This is a genomic window from Pseudorhodobacter sp. W20_MBD10_FR17 (assembly GCF_052119765.1).
Taxonomy (GTDB): domain Bacteria; phylum Pseudomonadota; class Alphaproteobacteria; order Rhodobacterales; family Rhodobacteraceae; genus Pseudorhodobacter.
The window spans coordinates 17789-38309 of sequence record NZ_JBGQOQ010000012.1 but is presented as its reverse complement, the minus strand read 5'-3'; the positions used below and the strand labels follow the sequence as shown (position 1 = coordinate 38309).

The window sequence follows — 20521 nt, the reverse complement described above, 5'->3', positions numbered from 1 at the left end:
TCTGTGGCGACCAGTGATGCCCGTTTTGGGCAGGATGGTAAGCTAATCGTTCTTTCGGTCGACGCCATGGGTGGCGATCGCGGGCCTGCGGCTGTTGTCGCAGGCCTTGCGCTTTCTGCAGAAAAGAACCCAGTTATCGGGTTCATTTTGCATGGCGATGAGGCTATTTTAACGCCTTTAGTTGCCAAATACCCCGTGCTAGCGGGGCGTTGTATATTGCGCCACGCGCCGCGCGTGGTCACGATGGAAGACAAGCCCAGCCAAGTTATGCGCAATGGCGAGGGCACCTCAATGTGGTCTTGCATTGAAAGCGTAAAGCAAGGCGAAGCAACTGTTGCGGTATCTTGCGGCAATACCGGCGCGCTGATGGCGATCTCAATGATTCGCCTGCGCCGCTTGCCGGGCGTGACCCGCCCTGCCATTGCCTGTTTGTGGCCATCGCGCAACCCAGGCGGATTTAACGTGATGCTGGACGTGGGCGCCGACGTAAAAGCAGACCCCGAAGACCTGCTGAAATTTGCGACTATGGGGGCGTCTTATGCCCGCAATGGATTAAACCTTGCGCGTCCGCGCGTGGGGTTGCTGAATGTTGGCACCGAGGAAAACAAAGGCCGCCCCGAGTTAAAGCAAGCGTTTGAACAAATGCCTGCCCTAGCCGAAGTGGGCGATTTTGATTTTGTTGGTTTCGTTGAAGGCGGCGATATTCCCAGTGACCGCGTTGATGTGATCGTCACCGACGGGTTCAACGGTAATATCGCGCTGAAAACCGGCGAAGGCACAGCGAAACTGATTTCAGATTTCATGCGTGAGGCGCTTAGCTCTTCGGTCTTGTCGAAGATCGGGGCCTTGCTGGCGATGGGCGCGCTACGGCGGTTGCAAAAGCGGATTGATCCAAGGCGGGTAAATGGCGGCGTTTTCCTTGGACTGAATGGCACGGTGGTCAAATCGCATGGCTCGGCCGATGCGACCGGCGTTGCGGCGGCGTTGAAACTGGCGTTCGACCTTGCAAAATCGGGCTTTACCGAGCGGCTGGCGGCGCGTGTTGCATCTGCGGGCCGTGCGGGGCAGCATGAGGCTGGGAACGTGGATTCAGGGGATAGTGAGCCAAAATGACGATTCGTGCCGTTGTAAAGGGCGTTGGGCATTATCTGCCCGAACGTGTTGTGCCCAATTCCGCATTCGAGGCGAGCCTCGATACCTCGGATGAATGGATTCGCAGCCGTTCGGGTATTGAGCGGCGGCATTTCGCGGCCGAGGGCCAGACAACCTCGGATTTGGCGACCAAAGCTGCCGAAATGGCGCTGAAAAGTGCCGGTTTTTTGCCGGATGATATTGATGCGATCGTGGTAGCAACCTCGACCCCTGACTTAACGTTTCCGTCTGTGGCGACGATGGTACAGGGTAAATTGGGCATGACGCGGGGCTTTGCCTTTGACGTGCAGGCTGTCTGTGCGGGGTTCATATTCGCCTTGGCCAATGCGAATGCGCTGATTCTTGCCGGTCAGGCCAAGCGGGTTTTGGTGATCGGCGCGGAAACCTTTAGCCGGATCATGGATTGGACCGACCGGTCGACCTGCGTGCTGTTTGGGGATGGCGCTGGCGCTTTGGTGCTCGAGGCCGAAGACGGCGCAGGCGACGTGACGGACCGTGGCGTACTGTCGGCTGATTTAAATTCGGACGGGCGGCACAAGGATATGCTGTATGTCGATGGCGGCGTGTCCACCAACGGCCTATCGGGAAAGCTGCGGATGCAGGGCAACCCACTCTTCCGCCAAGCCGTTGAAAAATTGGCCGAAACGGCGCATGCGGCGCTAGATAAAATCGGGCTTGTCGGCGCAGATGTCGATTGGATTGTACCGCATCAAGCCAATCTGCGGATCATCAGCGCCACCGCGGCCCGGATGGATGTGCCAATGGACCGCGTTATTTTGACAGTACAAGATCACGGCAACACCTCGGCGGCCTCTATCCCGCTGGCGCTGTCGGTTGGGGTTGCGCGTGGCCAAATCAAACAAGGCGATCTTTTGGTTGCCGAAGCCATCGGCGGCGGCCTCGCTTGGGGCGCTGTGGTTCTGCGCTGGTAAGGTTTTCGCTTAATTTCGCACTGTAAGTCCTTGGCGCAAGTCTCTGATATTGACTTGAGTTTTCAAACCGCGCATCCTTTTGAAAATATCGGGGGAAAAAGAATGAGTGAAAAAACTTTGACGCGCATGGACCTAAGCGAAGCTGTATTTCGTGAAGTCGGGCTGTCACGCAATGAATCTTCGGCATTGGTCGAAAGCGTTCTGGCGCATTTGTCGGATGCTTTGGCATCGGGCGACACGGTGAAAATCTCATCCTTTGGGACGTTTTCCATTCGTGATAAAACCGCACGCGTGGGCCGCAACCCAAAGACCGGCGACGAAGTGCCAATCAGCCCCCGCCGTGTGTTGACGTTCCGCCCGTCGCATCTGATGAAAGATCGTGTAGCGGCTGGCGCCAAGGGCTGAGCCTGCACTTATTTCTAAGGAACTGTGATGGATAAATCGCCTGACGCCTTTCGCACAATCAGCGAAGTGGCAGAGCTTTTGGACACACCGGCCCATGTTCTGCGATTTTGGGAAAGTCGATTTCCACAGATAAAGCCTGTTAAGCGCGCGGGGGGCCGTAGGTATTACCGGCCCGCCGATGTAGAGTTGTTAACAGGCATTCGCAAATTATTGCATGACGACGGGCTAACCATTCGCGGCGTACAAAAAGTATTGCGCGAACAAGGGGTTAGGCATGTTTCTGGCTTGACCGGTGATGACGATGATGACTTGGATTTTGTGCAAGAGCAAAAGCCGCGCTCAACTGATCCAATCCCCTTGTTTCCAGCTGCCAAACCACCAGTTGCGGCCAACCCGACACCAAAAGATCAAACTTTAATCGACGATGCTGTCGCGCTTGGAAGTACCGAGGCCCAAAATCCGGCCGTGGATCCTGAGCCTGTATCTTTGCCAGACGCGGCGCCCGCACCGATAGCCGTGTCAGGTGCTGCTACAGGCCATGATGACATTCTGGGCAAGCCTGCATCGCCCGCCGACTCTTTGCTAGATCGCGATGTACCCCAAGGGAGCCCGCACCACCCCGCAACGCAGCCCGACCGCGACAAGACCGCGCCACACCTTCCTTTAGCGCCGGAGGCTGCCAAACCGGACACGGCTTCGGCGCAAGACGTTGCGGCCACAAACAGTTTGGATGCCACAGAGAACGACAATATCTTTGTCGAGTCCGAGTTTGTCGATGCGGAGGGCGGCCCAGAAGAAACCGTTGATGATGATACAACAGACCTTGCCTCACCGAAATCTGACACGCCAAGCCGCGAGGCGGCGGCCCCGCCCCCTGTGACGCGCAAGATGGAGCCAGACGCCATGACAGATGCCCCCCATGCTGCGCCACGTTCAAAACCCGCCCTGCCTGTTTTGAACGTGTCCGACATCCATGCCGAGTGGCTACCTGCCGACCTGCGGGCGCTTAACAACGGCGCATTTGGTGCCAAGCAGCCCCAAGCCGAGGCCTTGTTGCAGCGATTAGAGGCCCTTCGCAATCGGGTTGGCGATTTAGGCCGGGTGCCGCGCCGCTAAATCCGCCTTAATGGTGCTTTCAGGCTTGCCCCTGCCCGGAATATCAGTATGAAAGCGCCAGTGTCGGGCTATAGCGCAGCATGGTAGCGCGTTCGTCTGGGGGACGAAAGGTCGTGAGTTCGAATCTCGCTAGCCCGACCATTTACCAGAGCCAGCCCGCCCTGTTTAATTCAGGCGCGGGCGGTTCTGTTTCTGCACCGCGCAGATGACCACGCAGAGGAGATGACGATGACCGGAGTTTTGCCATCCCAAGCCCTGCGCGGTTTGATCGACAGCGGGGCAATTGCAGCGACACCCGAAGTGCGGGCCGACCAAATCCAACCTGCCAGCCTTGATTTGCGTTTAGGAACAGTGGCCTACCGTGTGCGCGCGTCATTCTTGGCGGGGCATGGTCGTACCGTGGCCGAACGGATTTCTGAATTTGAAATGCACCGCGTAGACCTATCCAATGGCGCTGTGCTGGAAAAAGGCTGCGTCTATGTGATTCCCCTGATGGAGCGCTTGGCGCTGCCCAAAGGGCTGACAGCGGTGGCGAATGCGAAATCGTCAACCGGACGGCTGGATTTGCTGACCCGCACGATCACCGATGGCGGGGTCGAATTTGACCGCATAGCACCCGGTTATGACGGCCCGTTGTACGCCGAGGTCTGCCCGCGCAGCTTTTCGGTTTTGGTGCGGCCCGGCATGCGGCTGAACCAAATCCGGTTCCGCGATGGGCAGGCGGTGTTGGATGATGCCACCTTGATGGCGCTGCATAAATCCGAGCCGCTGGTTTCGGGCGATGCGGTGATTTCCGAAGGCTTGGGCTTTTCAGTCGATTTGCAGGCGGGCGATGACGATCTGATCGGCTTTCGCGCCAAACCGCATACCGGCGTGATCGACCTAGATCGCATAGGCCACTACCCCGCCCGCGATTTTTGGGAGGATGTGCGCAGCCGTGATGGCCGTATTATCCTTGATCCCGGCGCGTTCTACATTCTGGTCAGCCGTGAGGCTGTGACCATTCCCCCCGATTATGCCGCCGAAATGGCCCCCTATCTGGCGATGGTGGGTGAATTTCGGGTGCATTATGCGGGCTTTTTTGACCCCGGTTTTGGCTGGGCGCAGGCAGGCGGCGCAGGGTCGCGCGGGGTGCTAGAGGTGCGCTGCCACGAGGCACCCTTTGTGCTAGAGCATGGGCAAGTGGTGGGGCGGCTGGTCTATGAACGCATGGCAGCGCGGCCCGAGGCGCTGTACGGCACGGGAATAGCGTCGAATTATCAAGGCCAAGGGCTGAAGCTATCCAAGCACTTCCAGATGCCCCGGCGCTGACCTTTTAACGCGATTTGTCATTTGCTTTTTTTCGCGGCTTCGGCAAATCTGCGGCTATGAAACATATTTATGCCCTTTGCCTGTTGCTTGCCACCGCGCTGCCCGTTGCGGCGGCCCCTGATGATTTGCCCGCACCCGATGCGCCGGCCGAGCTGAACCTATATATCATGCTATGGCCCGAGGGCGAGGAAGACGACCCCACATCTGCGCAGGTTATGGAAATGGGGGATGATGGAATACGCATCTTCACCTCGGCCACGCCAGAGGATGAGGATAAGGTGGTCCCCCTAGACCCCGCGCAGATTGCGCTGATCGGGGCGGCGGTTAAGGCCGTGGCTGGCGATATTAGCCTACAACAAGGCGCGCCGCACACAGGCCATCAAGTTCAGGTAGAGTGGAGCATTTCCAACCTTAACAGCTTTTCGCGCGGCTCGACATTATATCCGCTCGATGCCTTGCCGCCAGAAGTGCTGGCGGTGCAAGATAAGATTTTCGGAATGCGTCTAACGCCCTAAACGGCGGGTGATTTTGGCGGCTTGGCGGGCGCGTTTGGCCGTTTCGCGGGCGGCGTTGGATTGCGTGGGCGTAAGCGGCGCAGCTTTGCCTTTGGCCCCCAAATGGTTGATGCCTTTGTTTACGCCGATATTGACGAAACGGCGGATCACCTGATTGATGATCATGTTGATAATGCGGTCCATGGGTTTAATCCTCAAACAATTCGCTTTGGCCGGTCTGGTCTTCGTCTTCGTCATCTTGCGGGATGGATGGGGCAAAACTTGGGCGGTTATCCAAGAGGCCCGCGGCGCGCAACTCTTTCAGCCCCGGCAGGTCGCGGGCAGATTCGAGGCCAAAATGATCTAGGAAGTTTTCGGTCACCACAAAGGTAATCGGGCGGCCCGGCGTCATGCGGCGGCGACCAAAACGAATCCATTCCAGCTCGATCAACTGATCGATGGTGCCGCGCGACACCGCAACGCCTCTGATCTCTTCAATCTCGGCGCGGGTTGCGGGTTGGTGATAGGCAACAATTGCCAAGGTCTCAATGGCCGCGCGTGACAGTTTGCGCGCCTCAACCGATTCCTTGTGCATAAGGTGGCCCAGATCGGGAGCGGTGCGAAAGGCATAGGCATCGCCCACTTTGACCAGCTGCACGCCGCGACCGTCATAGCGCCTGCGCAAGGTGACCAGCGCCTCGGCGGCATCACATCCATGTGGCAGGCGCGAAATCAGTTCGGCCAGCGTCACGGGTTCGGTGCTGGCAAACAGCACGGCCTCAATCATGCGCTCTTGCTCGGCCTGTGGTGGGGCGGCAAACAGGCTGTCAGTGTCATTGGCGGTGTCGGTCATGCGCGGCCCCCTTCACGTTTGCGGACTTGGATCGGGGCAAAGGTTTCGCCTTGGCGCACCTCTAGCTGGCCCGCCTTGGCAAGCTCCAAAATCGCGGCAAAATGGGCGGCTGTGGCCGAGCGGCGGCGGGCGGGGTTGGTTTCCCATCCGGCAGGCAGCCAGCTGGTTAGGTCAGTCCATTGGCCCGCATAGCCGAGCAGGCCGCGCAGGCGTTCAAGCGCCTCTTCCATGGTAAAGATATTCTTGCGGTCCAAGACAAAGGGGCGAAAATCATCGCGGGTACGAATGCGGGCATAGGCCTGCATTAAATCCAGCAAGGTCGCAGAATAGCTGATCTTTTTGCGCCGCGTTACGTCTTCGGGCAGGCCACGGGCAAAAAAGTCACGGCCTTTTTGGTCGCGGCCCATCAGTTGGGCTGCGGCCTCACGCATCGCTTGCAGACGCTCCAACTGAAAGGCCAGATGGGCGGCAAGGTCTTCGGCGCTGGGGCCTTCTTCGGTTGGGTCGGGGGGCAATAACAGCCGCGATTTCAGATAGGCAAGCCATGCCGCCATTACCAGATAATCCGCCGCAAGTTCGATGCGCAAAGCACCGGCTTTGTTCACAAAAATCAAATACTGCTCGGCCAGTTGCAGCACGGAAATTTTTCTCAAATCGACCTTCTGGGTGCGGCTTAGCGTTAGCAACAAATCCAGCGGGCCTTCAAACCCGTCGACATCAACAATCAGCGCCTCGGCGGCAAGCCGTTCAGCGACGCTTAGTTTTTCCTGCGCCTCAATGAAATCTTCGGCCATGGCTCTACCCGTTTATATAGGCCGAAAGGTCGGCCTGCAGGGCGGCAATGTCAACAGTTTCGGGGATATGGCGGGCGGCAAGCGCACGGGTGGCACGGGCAGCGGCAGCCTCGGTCAGCACGCCTGCGCCAGCCACCACGGGGGCCATTTCGGCTGGGTCGCCGTTGCAATGCAATGCTATGTCAACGCCCGCCGCAATCGTGGCCACGGCACGTTCGCCCAAGCCACCAGACAGCGCGTTCATCGACAGATCGTCCGACATAATCAGCCCGCCAAACCCGATATCATTGCGCATCACATCCAACATTGCAGGCGAAGTGGTGGCGGGCCGTTCGGCATCAATCGCGGTATAGATGATATGCGCGGTCATCGCCATTGGCAGGTCATTTAACGCCCTAAATGGTACAAAATCATGGGCTTCCAGATCGGCAAGCGGGGTAGAAACGCTGGGCAAAGCCTTGTGGCTGTCCAGCACCGCGCGGCCATGGCCCGGCAGGTGCTTCACCACCGGCAGCACGCCGCCCGCCAGATGGCCATTGGCTGCCGCGCGGCCAAGCTGCGCCACCACATTGGGATCATCTGAAAAACAACGGTTGCGCAGGAACTCATGGGTCGCCCCCGACGCGACATCAAGGCAAGGCGCGCAGTTAGCATCAATGCCCACGCCGCGCAGCTCGGCAGCGATGATGCGGTAGCGCAGTTCCATCGCCCGACACGCGGCAGAAATACCCTGCCCTTTTTCGGCGCGCGCGGTGACGATTTCAACCATGTCCAGCGGCGGCAACCATTCGGTCCAATGCGGAGCGCGCAGGCGTTGCACCCGCCCGCCTTCTTGGTCAATGAAAATGGGCGCATCACGGCCAACGCTTTCACGCAGATCGGCCGTCAATTCGCGCAGCTGGGCCGGGCTTTCGACATTTCGGGCAAATAGGATAAAGCCCCAAGGATTGGCCGCACGGAAAAAAGCCGCCTCACGCGCGGACAATACCGGGCCAAGGCAGCCTAGAATCGTCGCACCAATAGACGAGGTCATCGCACAGCCACGGGAATGCAGGCGGCGCGCTCGGCAACCAGTGCAGAACAGAAGCGGCGCGAATCTGCCTCATCTGCAAAGCCCAAGGCACGCAGGCGATAGAAAGTGCGGCCACCACTTTGCGCAGATTGGACGATGCGGGTCTTGTCGGCGAGAAGATCCGAGAACTTGCCGGACAGCCGGTCCCATTCGCTGCGCGCGATTGCCTCGCTGTCAAAGGCGCCAAGCTGTACCAGCCGCGTGCCAGATGCCAACCCTTTGCCGTCGATTTCAGGGGTAATGGGCGCCACGGCCGCCGCCGCGACGACAGTGCCAAAAGGCCGTGCCCGAGGCCGCGGTGATTGCGCCAAAGCCCCTTTGGGCAAGGAAAATACCGGCATCGGGTTGGTGTCGAGTGTAATATCAATATCGCCAGACAGCGGCACGACGCCCGCGCTGATCGCATCAGCAAGCGCCGCAACATCTGTGTTTTGGTCAAGGGTGACAGTTTGCAGCATGTCAGCGCCGGATTCGTCAACATCCGATACGGGCGCATTTGCCAAGCCTGCAAGCCGTGCCTGACCTGCGGGCGCCGCCGCCACAGCGATACCTGTTATATCATCATCGCTCAAGACAATCGGGGCTGGCGCCAACAGCAACTCATCGGCAGGCGCAGACGCGCCGCCCTCAGCCGCGATGGCACTTACAGACAGGCCTTGGTGATCCGTGATCACGCCCCCCGGATCAACGGGGGAAACGCGCATTGGCCCTTCAAGCGCGCGCACGACAGGAACACCCGTCATATCGCGCACCGCCAGCCGGTAGCCCCAATAGCCCATCCCCACCACCAAGGCGATGGAGGTTGCAGCCCCCGCCACTGACATGATGCGGGTGGTGCGCCCAATCATACCAATAGGCGCATTTGCACCGTTATCGAAACTATCGAATTCTACGTCTGCCATGCTCTCGCCTCACTGCGCGGGGTATGGCCCCACGCTGTCTTGCCTGTTTGCACACCAGCGGACGCTTGTATCAGCGCATTTCCTCAACCGATGTAACGCCCAAGATAGCGAGTCCGGCAGAAATCACAACGCCTGTTGCCCGCGCCAAGGCGATTTTTACCTGCGTTGTTGCAGGATCGTCCTGAACAAAGCGCAATTCCGGCTCATCCTTAGCGCGGTTCCACAAACCGTGCAGGTCGGATGCAAGCTCATATAGGTAAAAGGCAACACGGTGCGGCTCATTTCCCCGCGCGGCGATTTCCACAAGCCGCGGCCATTCCGCGATCTTTTTCGCAAGGTTAATCTCGGCGACGTTGGTCAGCTGCGTCAAATCAGCAGCAGCAAGGCTGGCATCATCGACGTCCACGCCTGCGGCCACCGCTTTACGCATGACCGAGTTGATACGCGCATTGGCGTATTGGACGTAGAACACAGGGTTGTCTTTGGATTGCTCCAACACGCGTGCAAAATCGAAATCCAACGGCGCGTCATTCTTGCGGGTCAGCATGACAAATCGGGTCACATCAGCGCCGACCTGTTCAACCACATCGCGCAGGGTAACAAAGGTCCCTGCCCGTTTTGACATTTTAAAGGGCTCGCCGTTTTTCCAAAGTTTTACCAGCTGGATAAGCTTGATATCCAGCGGCACGCGGCCACCCGACAGCGCCGAAACAGCCGCCTTCATCCGTTTGACATAGCCACCATGATCGGCGCCAAAAATATCGATCAACTGATCAAAGCCGCGCTGTACCTTGTTGTAATGATAGGCAATATCGGGTGCAAAATAGGTCCAGGCACCATCCGATTTCATCACCGGACGGTCAACGTCATCGCCATGCGCGGTGCTGCGGAATAAGGTCTGCTCGCGCGCTTCCCAATCATCGGGCAGCTTGCCTTTTGGCGGCTCAAGGGTGCCTTCATAGATCAGGCCCATGTCGCGCAGGGTGTTGATCGCGGCCTCAATCTGGCCGGTGCCATAGAGCGCCTTTTCCGACGAATACACATCCATCTGCACGTTCAACGCCGCCAGATCTTCGCGGATCATCTGCATCATCATTTCGGTCGCAAAGTTACGCACATCTTCCAGCCAAACCTCTTCGGGTTGGTTAAGCAGGCTATCGCCCCACTTGGCTTTCATCGCCTCGCCCACGGGGATCAGGTAATCACCGGGGTACAGGCCTTCGCGGATTTCAGGTTCAAGCCCCATCGCCTCGCGGTAGCGTTCATAGGCGGAACGCGCCAACACATCGACCTGCGCGCCGCCATCGTTGATGTAATATTCGCGCGTCACGTCATAGCCGGAAAAGGCCAACAGCCGCGCCAGCGCGTCGCCAAACACCGCGCCACGCACATGGCCCACATGCATCGGGCCGGTGGGGTTGGCAGAAACAAACTCGATGTTGACCTTGATGCCAGCACCGATTGCGCCACGTCCACAGTCCTCACCAGCTTGCAGCGTAGCTTGCAGCAGCCCTGCCCAAACAGACGGCACCAAAGACAGGTTCAAAAAGCCGGGGCCTGCCACAGTGACCGACGCAATGCGCGGATCGGATTGCAAGCGCGCGGCCAGCTTATCGGCAATTGCGCGGGGGGCCATACCGGCAGGCTTGGCCAGCACCATCGCGGCATTGGTGGCCATATCGCCATGGCTGGCGTCGCGGGGCGGCTCGACCGCTACTGCGGCCAGGTCCAGCCCGGCAGGCAAGTCGCCTGCCTGCATCATTGCGTCAATTTCAGCCAGTACCAGCATACGAATATCAGAAAAAAGGTTCATCAGTCCCGTCCTTTGGATCAAGACTGGGATGCCAGAGCCCACGCGCGCGGTCAATGCCCCGCCGCACCCAGCAAGGGCACGAACGGGGGTATCAGCGGATTTTTCGGAGAAAAATCGGGGTGGTTTACGGTTTGGCCCGCCAATCGGCCAAGGCTAGGTTCGGTTCGGCATCTACCGTTACCCTATCGGCAGGCGGGGTAACAACGGGGACAGGACGGCGAAAATAATGCGCTTCGCGTGCTCCAAAATAGAACCCCACCACCGCACCCAGCAACCACCACAGCGGGTCCGGCACCAAGTTCAAGCCCACCATGCGCTCACCGAAACTTACCGGCTCAATCATCGCATAGACAAACAGACCCAAGGTGCCAAAGGCCAGCAAAGGTCGCGGCAAGCGGTTCAGCCCGTTCACCATCCGGTCAAACCAGCCCAGACCCGGATCGGCATATTCCGCCCCAAGTTGACGCAAAGCGGCCACCTGCGCCTCGGCCGACAGCTCCATTTTCTTGGTGGCCGAGGGCGTAAACACCTCGGCCACATCACGCACAGCCCCACCGATGGAGGATACAGCCGTAGCCCCGCCAAACAAGTTTGAAATCACCCCCATGCTGCCACCCGTTTGCTATGCTCGGCCTCGGTCAGGCGGTATTTTTGCGACATGAAATATTCGGCCCGCGTGATCCACCCGCCCTTACCCCCATTCAATTTGCGCGCATATTTGCGGCTGGCGGGGCGGGCATCGGCAAGGCGGTAGTAATAATTGCGCCGCGCAATGGCATAGGCATCGGCAAGGTGGTGTGGCGCGGCTTCATAGGCGCGTTGGGCAGCGCTGATGGTTTGCGGCCCGATTGCCCCATCGGGACTGCAAGGGAACCCCATATCGGTCAGCAGCCGTTGCAACAGCTTTACCGCGTTATTACCCGCATTGACCATCATATCAAAGACCGAAGGTTGAAGCAGCTCGGGCAACTGGCTGACGCCGGGGCGGTTGAAGTAATGTTCGATATAAATATCAACCGCTTGTGCGCGGGTAAGCGCCTTAACATCGGCGACATCCACAACGTAGTCGCCGGTAAGGTCGATCCCCAGCTTTTGCATCGTGTGGAGGGTCACGCCGTAATTCGTGGCCCCACCCGGATCATCTGGGTCATTCACAAAACCGCCTTCGCGGGCGATGATGTCATTGGCAATCTCTTGAACTGTCTGCATCTCTGGCCTCCATCGTCGGGGAAAAGACCCCGGCTTGGCGATCAGAGTGGGTTAAATTTGCTTAAATTCGCGCAAATCAACCGTTCGGTGCGACATAGACGCCCTGATCCTTAAGCGCGTCGATCACCTCTTTCGGCATATAGCTCTCATCGTGCTTGGCCAAAATCTCGCTGGCTTGAAACACACCGCCGACCAGCTTGCCCGTGCCCACCATGCCTTGATTTTCATCAAAGAGATCAGGCAAAATGCCCGTAAATGAAACCGGAATCGTTGCCGCGCCATCGGTCACACTAAAAGTAACGGTCTCACCCTGCCCGCGCACAATCGACCCTTCGGCAACCAGCCCACCCAGACGAAAGGTTTCATTCTCAGACGGTGGGTCAGAGGCAATCTGTGCAGGCGCACGAAAGAAATTGATGCCGTCGCGCAACCCGTAGCCGATAAGACCGGTTGAGATGGCCAGCGCGACAAAGGCCAATACGATCACTTGTATCCGACGCTTTTTCTTAAGGCTTTTCATAATCTCTCCGGTTCTTGTGCGGCTTTATTAACATCTGGATGGTATCACACCTGATTACAAGGCGCATGGGGCGTAGTGTAGCAGGCCGTCTATGCCGCCTCAAAGCTGATTTTGCGGCGTAGAAATTGGGTCGCCTTGCTGCTTACGCGCTTTGGGTCGCCTGTGGTCAGGAATTTTGACGCGGTGCCAGCGCCGCGCATTTCGGGCCGACGATCAAGGTAATCGGCAAGTGCTGCGGCCACCAGTTTGGGTTGGGAATAAACTTTGACATCCTCGCCCAATGCCTCGGCAAAGGCGGCCTCGACCAGCGGGTAATGCGTGCAGCCCAGCACAGCGGCTTCGGGTTTTGGCATCCGGCGCAGCAGTGCCTCGACGTGGCTATGCACCAGCGCCTCGGCCAGCATCTCATCGCCCTGCTCCAACGCGTCAACCAAGCCGCCACAGGGCTGCGCCTCGACATCGACGCCAATCGCGCGGTAGGCCAATTCGCGCTGAAACGCGCGGCTGGCCACGGTGGCGGGCGTGGCAAACAGTGCCACATGCTTCACATCCACCTCACGCGGGGGGGAATTGTCGCCCCATTGGCGTTCTGTCACCGCCTCGATCATCGGGACAAACACACCCAACACGCGCTTATCGGCAGGCAGCCAGGTTTCTTGCATCCGCTTTAGCGCCGCAGCCGAGGCAGTGTTGCAGGCCAAAATCACCAAATCGCAGCCCTCATCCCAAAGGCGTTCGGTGGCGGCGCAGGTCAGGTTATAAATATCCTCGGCCGTACGGGTGCCATACGGGGCGTTGGCATTGTCGCCCAGATAGATAAATGCTTGATCAGGCATGCGTTTGACTAGCGCGTCCAGCACTGTCAGCCCGCCAAGCCCGCTATCAAAAACCCCAACTGCCATCGTCTTGCCCCTTATTGTTTGGGGGTGCTGACCTTCCCCAATTTCGCAGCCAATCATACCCCCAGTTGCAAGAACGCGAAAGGCCTGCTTTGCCCCTTGGCTATTTCGCAGCCACAGCCGCACCGCCGCCGCCGGTATCACGCCATTTTGCCATCAACTCTATGCGCCGCGCGGCTGCTTTTTCGGCATTGGCCTGTTTCACCGGCCCAAAACCGCGAATAGCCAAAGGCAGTTCGGCGATCTCGGTGGCAAGTCCATGTTTGTCTGGGGTGTAGCTGGCAATAATATCCGCCATATCAGCCTCATATTGGGCGATCAGATCACGTTCCATCCGGCGCTCGGCGGTGTGGCCAAATGGGTCAAAGGCGGTGCCGCGCAAGGGGGTAAGCTTGGTCAACACACGGAATACAGGGATGATCCACGCCCCGAACGCCCGCTTTTTCGGCCGGCCTGCGGCATCATGCCCGGGCATAAAGGGCGGTGCGAGGTGAAATGTCGGGCGCAAGGTACCGTCAAATTCGGCTTGCGCCTTGGCTATGCTCTCAAGATGCAGGCGCGCGACTTCGTACTCATCCTTTATTGCCAGCAGCTTATGATACGATCTTGCCACGCTTCCTTGCAGCGGCGCAGGGGCCGCACGGACCAGCGTCAAGAATCGGATTTCCAAGCTTTCCCCACCATAGGCCCGCAAAAGTGCTGCACGGTAGGCGATTGGATCAACAGGCTCGGCGGTTTTTGGCGTCAATATGTTTTGGGCATCGACGGGGTGCAAAACGGCCCAACGCCCAATGTTAAACGCCCGTAAATTGCGCTCTGGCCCCGCGCCGTTCAGGGCAATCGCACGGGCAATCGCCGCAAATGTCAGCGGAATAAGCCCCTGTTGCCACGCCGCACCAAAGACCAGCATATTGGAATAGATGCTGTCACCCAATGCGGCCTTTGACAGCTCTGTCGCGTCAAAGAACGCGACGTTATCTTGCAAACGCGCCTCAAGAGAGAGCTGTAACCTATCGGAAGGAATACGAAATTCTGTATTCCGTGTGAACTCTCCGGTGATGATTTCATGCGAATTGACAACAGCACCCGTGCGGCCCGCAGTCATAAGCCCAAGGGTCTTTGCCCCAGCCGTTACCACCAAATCGCCGCCAATCACCGCGTCAGCCTCGCCCACTGCCACGCGGATCGCAGAAATACCGGCAGGCGTATTGGCAAGGCGGCAATGAATGTGAACTGCACCGCCTTTTTGCGCAAGGCCGGCCATTTCCATCATGCCCGCGCCTTTACCATCAATATGCGCAGCCATCGCCAAAATGGCGCCCACGGTCACCACGCCTGTACCGCCAACGCCGGTTATCATAACGTTAAAGGTGCCGTTGATGCTGGGCAAAACGGGTTCTGGCAGATCTGGCAGCACCACATCGGCGGTGGCGGCTTTTTTGACCTTAGCCCCTTCTAACGTTAAGAAAGATGGGCAAAACCCTGAAACACATGAATAATCTTTATTACAGCTTGATTGATCAATCGCCCGCTTACGGCCCAATTCGGTTTCCACCGGTACGATAGACACGCAGTTTGATTGCACCCCGCAATCGCCGCAGCCTTCGCAGATGTCGGTGTTGATAAAGACCCGCTTATCCGGGTCAGAGAATTCGCCCCGTTTGCGGCGGCGGCGTTTTTCGGCAGCGCAAGTTTGGATGTAAACAATGACTGATACGCCCTTGAGTTTACTAAATTTTTCTTGCACATCGATAATCGCGTCACGGGTGTATTTTTCCACTTTTGTCGGAAAGCGCGACAGATCGACCGCCTCTTTCGGATCATAGACAACGGCGATATTTTGTACCCCCATCGCCTGCACTTCGGCGACGATGCGGTAGGCCGTCAGGTCGCCTTCATTATGCTGGCCGCCTGTCATGGCGACAGCGTCGTTGAACAGGATTTTATAGGTAATATTGGTGCCCGCGTTCAGCGCGCCACGAATGGCAAGGATGCCCGAATGGTTATAGGTGCCATCGCCAAGGTTTTGAAACACATGTTCGGTCTTGGAAAACGGTGCCTCGCCGACCCAGTTCATGCCCTCGCCGCCCATATGCGTCAGGCCAGAGGTGCCACGATCCATCCACAAAGCCATCGTATGGCAGCCGATCCCAGCACCCGCCCGGGCACCTTTGGGCAGCAAGGTTGAGGTATTGTGCGGGCATCCCGAACAGAAATACGGCAGACGGGCCGCAATATCTTGTGCATTGTCTGATTTTGACGCCAAATCAATGCGTTGCAATGCATCTTTAAGGCGATCACTCCCGCGCCCTTCGTCGATGAAAATACCCCCCAACTTGGCCGCGATCATCATCGGGTCCAGCGACATCGGCACAGGAAACAGGACCTCTGCCTCGGGCGAACCTTTGCGCCCACCCCAAACACGGCGGCCACGGCGGTCATCAAAAATCGCCTCTTTGATCTGCACTTCGATCAGCTTGCGCTTTTCCTCAACCACGATGATCAGATCTAACCCATCGGCCCAATCGTGAAAGCTGTGCATGTCCAGAGGCCAAGGCTGGCCGACCTTATAGGTGGTGATGCCAAGCCGCGCGCACTCGGCCTCATCTATCCCCAAAAGCGCCAGCGCATGGACCAAATCAAGCCAGTTCTTGCCTGCCGCAACCAGCCCGATCTTGGCCCCAGCCTCGCCCCAAACGCGGCGGTCTATACGGTTGGCACGTGCAAAGGCCTCGGCGGCAACGCGTTTATGGTTAACCAAGCGTTCCTCTTGCGGGACCCAGTGGTCGCTCAGCCGGATGTTCAACCCGCCTTTTGGCATCGCAAAGTCTGGCGTCACAAAGGACATACGGTCCAGCCGCCCGTCAACCACGCTTGTCGCCTCAACCGTATCTTTCATCAGCTTCAGGCCAACCCAAAGACCGGAAAACCGTGATAACGCATAGGCATATAGCCCGTAATCCAGAATTTCCTGCACGCCTGCGGGTGAGACCACCGGAATAGACGCATCCACCGCCGCCCATTCCGATTGGTGACACGTGGTCGAGCTTTCGCCCGTATGGTCATCGCCCAAGGCCATGATCACACCACCATGCGGCGAAGTGCCCGCCAAATTGGCGTGCCGCATCACATCACCCGACCGGTCCACCCCCGGCCCCTTGCCGTACCACAACCCGAAAACTCCGTCGAACTTACCCTGTCCGCGCAGCTCGGCCTGCTGACTGCCCCAAATTGCGGTGGCGGCAAGGTCTTCATTCAACCCCGGCTGAAAGGTAATGTCGGCGGCGGTCAAATCTGCCTTGGCCCGCGCCATCTGCTGATCCACCGCCCCCAAAGGCGAGCCGCGATACCCCGTGCACAAGCCAGCCGTCTGAAACCCCGCCTGCGCATCACGTGCCTTTTGCATCAACATGAGCCGCACCAAGGCCTGCGTTCCGTTCAACAGCACCGGAGATTTCGTCAAATCGAACCGATCGTTCAGTGAAACCTCTTGCTGCGTCATCGCTTGCCCTCCACAATGCTTATATATAGGGCAATATAGGTCAAAATCACTGACCTACAAAGCGGAATTTTTAGCCCGTCAAAATGTTTACTTAACTATGGTAGTCGATACTTGGCGTAGCTTGTGTTACGCTATGCCAAATTCAAAAGAGTATCGGTATGGACTGGGATAAACTAAGAATCTTTCACGCAGTGGCCGATGCAGGCAGTTTGACCCATGCGGGCGATACGCTGCACCTGTCGCAATCGGCAGTCTCGCGGCAGGTTCGCTCGCTTGAGGAAAGCCTAAGCGTGACCCTGTTTCACCGCCATGCCCGCGGCCTGATTCTGACCGAGCAAGGCGAGCTGCTGTTTGAGGCCACCAAATCGATGGCCAAACGGCTGGATGCCGCAGCCGCCCGTATTCGCGATAGCGAGGATGAGGTGTTTGGCGAATTGCGCGTGACCACGGCCACCGGCTTTGGCACGCTCTGGCTTGCCCCGCGCTTGCCCAAGCTTTACGAAAAATATCCCAGCCTCAAGATCGACTTGATGCTGGAAGAGCGGGTCCTGGATCTGCCAATGCGCGAAGCCGATGTCGCGATCCGTATGAAAGAGCCGAGCCAGGCCGACCTGATCCGCCGCCGTCTTATGAATATTCGCATGCGCCTTTATGCGACGCCTGAATATCTGGCTCAGTCAGGCACGCCCCGGACAATGGAAGATTTCGCGCATCACCGCCTGATTTGCCAAAACATTGGCACGTCACAGGTCGCCGCCGGTGCTTTGCTTGTGCAGCAGCTGATGGTGCATGACATTCCGTCGATGCTGACCGTCAACAACTACTTTGGCGTGTTGCAAGGTGTTCTGAATCACCTTGGGGTGGGCGTGCTGCCCGATTATCTGACCGAGGACTTCCCTAACCTTGTGCGGGTACTGCCCGACGTCGAATCAGGCGAAGTGCCCGTTTTCTTGGCCTATCCAGAAGAATTGCGTCAATCAAAACGTGTTGCTGCGTTCCGGGATTTCGTAACCGAGGAAATTTTCGCCTATCGCAAACGCCAGCGCGAAAGCGCCGATTCCGTCGACTAAGTTAAAATCATGTATCTTATCCGTAGCTTAGATTAGCCATGCAATAAACGCATACCGGACATTCCTAGACTGCACGGTCAAAAAACTTGCACGATTGAAACCAGAGGCCTATCTGCAATCTCGAAGGAAGCAATGAGTATCTCTTGTTTCTTTCACCTCCCTGTTGGACTTCGGCCGAGCGCAAGCTCGGCCTTTTTTTTGCCCTGCAGGCGCTAACCTTACAAATGCCCAGCGTTTCCCCTTCCCCTTTCTGCGCGTTTGGCCTATGGACGCGTCATCAATTGACCGATGGGAAAATGCCATGACCGAGCCAGTGATCACCCCCGAGCTTATCGCCGCACACGGGTTAAAACCTGATGAATACGCGCGTCTGCTAGAGATCATCGGCCGCGAGCCGACATTTACCGAACTGGGCATCTTTTCGGCGATGTGGAACGAGCATTGTTCCTATAAGTCCTCTAAAAAATGGCTGCGCACCTTGCCGACCACAGGGCCGCAGGTGATTTGCGGGCCGGGCGAAAACGCGGGCGTCGTTGATATCGGCGACGGTCAAGCCGTGATCTTCAAAATGGAAAGCCACAACCACCCATCGTATATTGAGCCACATCAAGGCGCTGCCACAGGTGTTGGCGGGATTCTACGCGATGTGTTCACGATGGGCGCGCGCCCGATTGCGGCAATGAACGCGCTGTCCTTTGGGATGCCAAGCCACCCGAAAACCGCGCATTTGGTTAAAGGTGTGGTCGAAGGTGTTGGCAGCTATGGCAACGCCTTTGGTGTGCCAACCGTAGGCGGCGAAGTGCGCTTTCACGCCAGCTATAACGGCAACTGCCTTGTGAACGCCTTTGCGGCCGGCTTGGCCGATGCGGATAAGATTTTCTACTCGGTGGCAAGCGGCGTGGGTCTGCCTGTGGTTTATCTCGGCGCCAAAACCGGCCGCGACGGTGTGGGCGGGGCCACGATGGCCAGTGCCGAGTTTGACGACACTATTGAAGAAAAGCGCCCCACCGTGCAAGTCGGGGACCCCTTCACCGAAAAGCGGCTGCTCGAGGCCTGTTTGGAGCTGATGCAAACCGGTGCAGTCAACTCGATCCAAGATATGGGCGCGGCTGGTCTGACCTGTTCGGCTGTTGAAATGGGCGACAAAGGTAAGCTGGGCATCAAGCTGCAGCTTAACGATGTGCCCCAGCGCGAAACCAATATGACCGCCTATGAGATGATGCTGTCAGAATCCCAAGAGCGGATGTTGATGGTTTTGAACCCCGAGCTGGAAGCCGAAGCCCGCGCAATCTTTGTGAAGTGGGATCTCGATTTCGCCATCGTTGGCGAAACCATTGCCGAAGACCGTTTCCTAATTATGCATGGCAATGAGGTAAAGGCCGATCTGCCTTTGTCAAAACTCGCCTCCTCGGCCCCAGAGTATGACCGCCCTTGGGTGGAAACCCCTCCCGCAGGCCCCTTGGGCGATGTGCCCGCGATTGGTGCAATTGACGGGTTGCGCGCCCTGATCGGCAGCCCGAACTATGCCCATAAGGCATGGGTATATGAGCAATACGACTCTATGGTTATGGCCGATACCGTGCGTGTGCCCGGCCTTGGCGCAGGCGTTGTACGGGTGCATGGCACGCCGAAACTGCTGGCTTTCACCTCTGACGTCACACCCCGCTATGTTAAGGCGAACCCTTTCGAAGGCGGCAAACAAGCCGTCGCCGAGGCGTACCGCAACCTTTGTGCGGTGGGCGCCCTGCCCCTTGCCACCACCGACAACCTGAACTTCGGCAACCCCGAAAAACCCGAAATCATGGGCCAATTCGTGGGCGCGATCAAAGGAATCGGTGCCGCAGTTGAGGCGCTGGATATGCCGATCGTGTCGGGCAACGTCTCGCTCTACAATGAAACCGATGGCACCGGCATTCTGCCAACGCCCACAATCGGCGCTGTCGGCATTTTGGCCAGCGCGGATGAGCTGATCTCGGGCGTGGCGCATGAAGGCGACATGCTGTTGGTTATCGGCACCACCCATGGCCATCTTGGCCAATCAGCCCTACTGGCCGAGGCATTCGGCATGGAAAGCGGCGACGCCCCCGAGGTGGATTTGAAAGCCGAGCGCAAGCATGGCGAATTCCTGCGCAAGCACCGCAAACTGCTGCGCGCCGCGACCGATTTGGGCGATGGCGGCTTGGCTTTGGCGGCGTTTGAAATGGCGGATGCTGCAAAAACCGGCGTTTGGCTGGAAAGCGGCTGGATCCCCACGCTGTTTGGCGAAGATCAGGCGCGCTATTTGGTGGCCTGTGATGTTGCCAATGCTGCCGCACTGATTGAGGCTGGCGAAAAGGCGGGCGTCAAGGTTGCGCAAATGGGCCAGTTCGGCGGCACTTCCGTCTGCTTTGGCACGGATTCCGCACCGTTGGCCGATCTGTCCGCACTGTACCACTCGGCATTCGGGGCAGCTGTCGGCTGATCTTGCACGCCGCCGC

General features: G+C 58.1%; 19 protein-coding genes and 1 tRNA gene. 9 read left to right on the top strand and 11 right to left on the bottom strand.

The window, feature by feature from the left end:
• Positions 1–3 precede the first annotated feature (3 nt).
• The 7 genes from plsX (at position 4) to ACEN2J_RS10095 (ending at position 5431) form a co-directional block, all read left to right on the top strand.
• A complete protein-coding gene (gene plsX, locus ACEN2J_RS10125; protein ID WP_442105625.1) occupies positions 4–1113 on the top strand; it encodes a phosphate acyltransferase PlsX in 1110 nt (369 codons plus the stop codon).
• Positions 1110–2084, top strand: a complete 975-nt coding sequence (locus tag ACEN2J_RS10120) for a beta-ketoacyl-ACP synthase III (RefSeq protein ID WP_442105506.1) — start codon at positions 1110–1112, stop codon at positions 2082–2084. The genes plsX and ACEN2J_RS10120 overlap by 4 nt, the downstream gene beginning before the upstream one ends.
• A gap of 102 nt (positions 2085–2186) precedes the next feature.
• The gene (ihfA, locus tag ACEN2J_RS10115; protein ID WP_442105504.1) at positions 2187–2489 is read left to right on the top strand and encodes an integration host factor subunit alpha; all 303 of its coding nucleotides are present in this window, start codon (positions 2187–2189) and stop codon (positions 2487–2489) included.
• Between the two features lie 27 nt (positions 2490–2516).
• The gene (locus ACEN2J_RS10110; RefSeq protein ID WP_442105502.1) at positions 2517–3605 is read left to right on the top strand and encodes a MerR family transcriptional regulator; all 1089 of its coding nucleotides are present in this window, start codon (positions 2517–2519) and stop codon (positions 3603–3605) included.
• Positions 3606–3669: 64 nt separating this feature from the next.
• Positions 3670–3746: transfer RNA gene (locus tag ACEN2J_RS10105), tRNA-Pro, on the top strand.
• Between the two features lie 87 nt (positions 3747–3833).
• Positions 3834–4916, top strand: a complete 1083-nt coding sequence (locus ACEN2J_RS10100) for a 2'-deoxycytidine 5'-triphosphate deaminase (protein ID WP_442105500.1) — start codon at positions 3834–3836, stop codon at positions 4914–4916.
• A 56-nt stretch (positions 4917–4972) separates the two neighbouring features.
• Positions 4973–5431 carry a hypothetical protein gene (locus tag ACEN2J_RS10095; RefSeq protein WP_442105499.1) on the top strand — a complete coding sequence of 153 codons (459 nt, stop codon included), beginning with the start codon at positions 4973–4975 and terminating at the stop codon, positions 5429–5431.
• Here the strand turns inward: ACEN2J_RS10095 and ACEN2J_RS10090 are convergent.
• From ACEN2J_RS10090 to ACEN2J_RS10040, 11 genes are all read right to left on the bottom strand, one after another.
• Positions 5420–5614 (bottom strand): hypothetical protein, encoded by a 195-nt coding sequence (locus tag ACEN2J_RS10090; RefSeq protein WP_442105497.1) that lies wholly within the window; start codon positions 5612–5614, stop codon positions 5420–5422. The two genes, ACEN2J_RS10095 and ACEN2J_RS10090, sit on opposite strands and share 12 nt — an antisense overlap.
• 4 nt (positions 5615–5618) lie before the next feature.
• Positions 5619–6263, bottom strand: a complete 645-nt coding sequence (gene scpB, locus ACEN2J_RS10085; protein WP_442105495.1) for an SMC-Scp complex subunit ScpB — start codon at positions 6261–6263, stop codon at positions 5619–5621.
• Positions 6260–7057 carry a segregation and condensation protein A gene (locus ACEN2J_RS10080; protein ID WP_442105494.1) on the bottom strand — a complete coding sequence of 266 codons (798 nt, stop codon included), beginning with the start codon at positions 7055–7057 and terminating at the stop codon, positions 6260–6262. The genes scpB and ACEN2J_RS10080 overlap by 4 nt, the downstream gene beginning before the upstream one ends.
• Positions 7058–7061: 4 nt before the next feature.
• Positions 7062–8090 (bottom strand): beta-N-acetylhexosaminidase, encoded by a 1029-nt coding sequence (gene nagZ / locus ACEN2J_RS10075; protein ID WP_442105492.1) that lies wholly within the window; start codon positions 8088–8090, stop codon positions 7062–7064.
• On the bottom strand, positions 8087–9031 hold the full coding sequence (locus tag ACEN2J_RS10070; protein WP_442105490.1) for an SPOR domain-containing protein: 945 nt from the start codon (positions 9029–9031) through the stop codon (positions 8087–8089). The genes nagZ and ACEN2J_RS10070 overlap by 4 nt, the downstream gene beginning before the upstream one ends.
• A gap of 70 nt (positions 9032–9101) precedes the next feature.
• Positions 9102–10844 (bottom strand): arginine--tRNA ligase, encoded by a 1743-nt coding sequence (argS, locus tag ACEN2J_RS10065; RefSeq protein ID WP_442105488.1) that lies wholly within the window; start codon positions 10842–10844, stop codon positions 9102–9104.
• Between the two features lie 124 nt (positions 10845–10968).
• A complete protein-coding gene (locus ACEN2J_RS10060; RefSeq protein ID WP_442105486.1) occupies positions 10969–11451 on the bottom strand; it encodes a holin family protein in 483 nt (160 codons plus the stop codon).
• Positions 11442–12053 (bottom strand): holin-associated N-acetylmuramidase, encoded by a 612-nt coding sequence (locus ACEN2J_RS10055; protein WP_442105484.1) that lies wholly within the window; start codon positions 12051–12053, stop codon positions 11442–11444. The genes ACEN2J_RS10060 and ACEN2J_RS10055 overlap by 10 nt, the downstream gene beginning before the upstream one ends.
• A 76-nt stretch (positions 12054–12129) precedes the next feature.
• The gene (gene ccmE, locus ACEN2J_RS10050; protein ID WP_442105483.1) at positions 12130–12573 is read right to left on the bottom strand and encodes a cytochrome c maturation protein CcmE; all 444 of its coding nucleotides are present in this window, start codon (positions 12571–12573) and stop codon (positions 12130–12132) included.
• A gap of 89 nt (positions 12574–12662) precedes the next feature.
• Complete coding sequence (gene murI / locus ACEN2J_RS10045) at positions 12663–13475, bottom strand: glutamate racemase (protein WP_442105481.1); 813 nt, start codon at positions 13473–13475, stop codon at positions 12663–12665.
• Positions 13476–13575: 100 nt separating this feature from the next.
• A complete protein-coding gene (locus ACEN2J_RS10040; protein ID WP_442105479.1) occupies positions 13576–16974 on the bottom strand; it encodes an indolepyruvate ferredoxin oxidoreductase family protein in 3399 nt (1132 codons plus the stop codon).
• 158 nt (positions 16975–17132) lie between these two features.
• Between ACEN2J_RS10040 and ACEN2J_RS10035 the strand changes: the two genes are divergently transcribed.
• Both ACEN2J_RS10035 and purL read left to right on the top strand, forming a co-directional pair.
• Complete coding sequence (locus ACEN2J_RS10035) at positions 17133–18044, top strand: LysR family transcriptional regulator (protein ID WP_442105478.1); 912 nt, start codon at positions 17133–17135, stop codon at positions 18042–18044.
• Positions 18045–18345: 301 nt separating this feature from the next.
• Positions 18346–20505, top strand: a complete 2160-nt coding sequence (gene purL, locus ACEN2J_RS10030) for a phosphoribosylformylglycinamidine synthase subunit PurL (RefSeq protein WP_442105477.1) — start codon at positions 18346–18348, stop codon at positions 20503–20505.
• Positions 20506–20521 lie beyond the last annotated feature (16 nt).